General features: G+C 62.8%; 2 protein-coding genes. Both read right to left on the bottom strand.

Annotated elements, in window-relative coordinates:
• Positions 1-2,872, bottom strand: a 2,872-nt coding sequence (locus Q0D45_RS21115) for an efflux RND transporter permease subunit (RefSeq protein WP_293397759.1), incomplete at its 3' end; no start/stop codon positions are given.
• Positions 2,873-2,921: 49 nt separating this feature from the next.
• Positions 2,922-4,205: efflux RND transporter periplasmic adaptor subunit (locus Q0D45_RS21110; RefSeq protein ID WP_293397756.1), on the bottom strand; the 1,284-nt coding region annotated here is incomplete at its 5' end.

The following is a 4,205-nucleotide window of genomic DNA, read 5'->3' as shown; positions in this document are numbered from 1 at the left end:
CGGTGGTCATCAGGATCGGCCGAAGACGGGTTTCGGCGGCGATCTCGATCGCTTCACGCTTGCTGTGGCCCAGCGCTACCTGCTCGTTGGCGAACTGCACGATCAGGATGCCGTGCTTGGTGATCAGGCCGACCAGGGTCACCAGTCCCACCTGCGTGTAGACGTTCAGCGTGGCGAAGTCCAGGAAGATGAACACCATCGCGCCGAAGATCGCCATCGGCACCGACATCATCACCACCAGCGGATCGCGGAAGCTTTCGAACTGCGCCGCCAGAGTCAGGAAGATGATCACCAGCGCAAACACCATGGTGGTCAGGAAGCCGCCGGATTCCCGGACGTACTGTCGCGACACACCGCCGTAATCGATCGTGTAGCCCTGCGGCAGGGTTTCCTTGGCGATGTCGTTGAGGATCTTCAACGCTTCGCCCTGGGTGCCGCCGAACACCGCGCCGATGGTGGCCGAGTTCAACTGCTGGAAATGCGGAATCGACTGCGGCACGGTTTCGGTCTTCAGCGTGACCACGGTCGAGGCCGGCACCATGCCGCCGGTCGAGGTGCGGATGTAGTAGTTGTCCAGCTGATCGGCATTCAGGCGATCGCTGGTCTGCACCTGCGGGATGACCTTGTACGAACGGCCTTCGATCGAGAAGTAATTGACGTAGCCGCCACCGAGCAGCGAGCCGAGCGCGCCGCCGACATCACGCATGGTCAGGCCCAGCGACGCCACCTTGTCGCGATCGACGTTCACCGTGGTCTGCGGCTTGTCGATCTTCAGACCGTTGTCGAGCACGTAGAACTTGCCGGTCGCCTGCGCCTTGCTGACCACTGCATCGGCCACCGCATAGAGCTTTTCGAAGGAATCGGTGGTGTTGATCACGAACTGGATCGGCAGGCCGTTGCCGCCGCCGGGTAGCGGTGGCGGATTGACCCAGAAGATGTTGGCACCGGCAATCTTGTTGCTGTGGTTCTGGAGATCGATCGAAATCGCCGTGGTGCTGCGGGTGCGATCCGCATACGGCACGGCGACGAAGCCGCCGATCCCCGAATTGACCGTGCCGACACCCTCGATCTGGAACGCGCTGGCGTATTCCGGCATGTCCTTCATCACGCCGTAGATCTGATCGGTGTAGGTCGACATCTGCTTCAGCGTGGCATTCGGCGGGCCGCTGACGATGTGGATCAGAAAGCCCTGATCCTCGGCTGGAGCCAATTCACTTTTCGCGAGCACGCCCGCCATCGGCATCATCATCATCACGGCGATCAGGCCCATCACCACGAAGCCGAAGACCACGATCGTGACCCAGCCGTTGAGCATGCGGCCCAGTATCCGCCGATAGGAAGCCGAGAAGCGCTCGAAGTTGTGATCGAGCATCTGCACGAAGCGATTGGAGCCGTGATCGTCGCGCAGGAACATCGCGCACATCATCGGCGACAAGGTCAGTGCCACCACAGCGGACACTGCGACCGCACCGGCCAAGGTGAACGCGAACTCGGAGAACAGCACGCCGGTCAATCCGCCCTGGAAACCGATCGGCACATAGACCGCGATCAACACCACTGAGATCGCGATGATCGGCCCGGCCAGTTCGCGGGCGCCGACCAGTGCCGCCTGCAACGGCGTCTTGCCCATCTTCATGTGGCGGTCGACGTTCTCGACGACGATGATCGCGTCATCGACGACCAGACCGATCGCCAATACCAGCGCCAGCAAGGTCAGCAGGTTGATCGAGTAGCCGAGCACCAGCATCACGAAGAACGCGCCGATCAAGCTCAGCGGCATGGCGATGATCGGAATGATCACCGAGCGGAAGCTGCCAAGGAACAGGAAGATCACCACGGTGACGATGGCCAGCGCTTCGAGCAGCGTCTTTTCCACTTCGCTGATCGAGGCGCTGATGTACTCGGTGGAGTCGTAGACGATCTCGCCGTTCAGGCCTTCCGGAAGCTGAGCCACCAGTTCCGGGAATGCGGCGCGGACATTCTTCACCACGGTGAGCGCGTTTGCATCGGGCGCCACCTTGATGCCGATGAACACCGATTGCTTGCCGTCGAAGCGGGTGCCGGAGTCGTAGCTTTCGGCGCCGAGCGACACCTTGGCAACGTCTTCCAGACGCACCAGCGAGCTGCCTTTCTGCTTGATGACCAGCTTCTGGAACTCTTCGATCGAATGCAGATCGGTGCCGGCAGTCAGATCGACGCTGACCATGTCGCCGCGCGTGGTGCCGAGTGCCGACAGGTAGTTGTTGTCGGCCAGCGCCGTGTAGACATCAGCCGCGGTCAGGCCGACGGCGGCCAGCTTCTGCGGATCCAACCAGGCGCGCAGCGCGAACTGGCGTCCGCCGAGCAGTTCCGCCTGCTTGACGCCGGCGATCGTCTGCAGCTTCGGCTGCACCACGCGAACGATGTAGTCGGTGACCTTGTTCGACGGGATGGTCGTCGAATGAAAGCCCATGTACATCGCCGCGATCGCTTCGCCGACCTGCACGGTCAGCACCGGCTGCTGCGCTTCCGCAGGCAACTGGTTGATCACCGACTGGACCTTGGTGTTGATCTCGTTCAACGCACGATTGGAGTCGTAGTTGAGCTGCAGGGTCGCGGTGATCGTCGAGGCGCCGGCGACGCTGGTCGAGGTCAGGTAGTCGATGCCCTGCGCCTGTGCCACGGCCGCTTCGATGGGGGTGGTGATGAAGCCGGCCACGACATCGGCATTGGCGCCGTAGTAGAGCGTGGTGACGGTGACGGTGGCGTTTTCGGTCAGCGGATACTGGCGCACCGGCAGCCCGAACATCGAGCGCAGGCCGAGCACCAGGATCATCAGGCTGACGACGGTCGCCAGGACCGGCTTCTTGATGAACAGATCGGTGAATTTCATGAGGGTCTCATCGTCCTTGAGCGGGCAGGGCCAGTGAACAGGAACCGGCTCACTCGTCGACCGGCTTCGGATTGGCGTTGTTGCCCGGCTGCACGTCGTTGTTGACCGCGATCTTGAGGCCGGTCTTCAGCTTCAGCTGGCCGCTGGTGACCACGATGTCGCCTTCCTTGACGCCGGTCAGGATCGCCACCTGGTCGCCACGCGTCGGGCCGACGGTGACGAACACCTGGCGAGCCACCATCACTGGAGGCGCGTCGGAGGCTGGCGCCGGAGGGACGGGCGCAGCAGCCGTCGCTTCCTTGCCTTCCGCCTTGGCCACTTCGGCAGCTTGTGAAGTTTGCTGGGCCGACTTGATCTTGGCGTCCTCAGCTTCGAGCCGCTTGGTCTCCTTCAGCGCGGCCGGCGTGTTCGGATCGGCCGCCTTTTCGCTGCCGCGCGGCACCACCAGGAACACCGTTTCGCCATAGGGATTGAAGCTGACGGCGGTTTGCGGCACGGTCAGGTAACGGGCCTTGGCGCCGACGGTGACATCGACATTGGCAAACATGCCCGGCAGCAGGCGTTTGTCCGGATTATTCAGCGTCGCCTGCACCTTGACGTTGCGGGTATCGGCATCGATCGCCGGCTCGATGGCGCTGATCTCGCCGGTGAAGGCGACGCCAGGGAAGCTGTCGGACACTGCTGAGACCTTCTGGCCGAGCGACAACGAGGCGAGCGCTTTCTGCGGCAGATTGAAGTCGACGTAGATCGGATCGAGCTGCTGCAGGCTGACGATCGCATCGCCTGGGTTCAGATACTGGCCGCGATTCAGCGTCGAGATGCCGAGCCGTCCGGAGAACGGTGCCGAGATGACTTTCTTGGCCACCGTTGCCGCCTGTTCGGCCACTGCTGCGCGCGCCGAGGCGAGGGTGGATTCCGACTGGTCGAGCTGCGCCTGGCTGATCGCATCGGCGCTGCGCTGCTCCAGATCACGCTTGGCAACGCTTTCGGCCAGCCGCAGATCGGCTTTCAGCGCATCGAGCCGAGCGACATCGCTGACCGCATTGAGCTGCACCAGACGCTCGCCGGCCTTCACTTCTTCACCGGAGCGGAACGACACGTTGTCGACCAGGCCAGCGACTTCCGTCGACAAGGTCACGCCCCGTACCGCGCGCACCGAACCGGCGGCACTCTGGGTCGGCTGCCACTCTTCGAAGGCAGCGGTCAGGGTTGATACCGCGACCTGAGGTTCCGGCGCGGCCGCGAAGCCCGCCATCATTTTTTTGATCTGAAACGCCTTGACGCCGACGATGACGATCAGGATCAGAACGACGACGCCGATGAGGGTGAGCCA

This window comes from Nevskia sp., assembly GCF_023266035.1.
Taxonomy (GTDB): domain Bacteria; phylum Pseudomonadota; class Gammaproteobacteria; order Nevskiales; family Nevskiaceae; genus Nevskia.
This window is presented reverse-complemented; position numbering and strand designations above follow the sequence as displayed.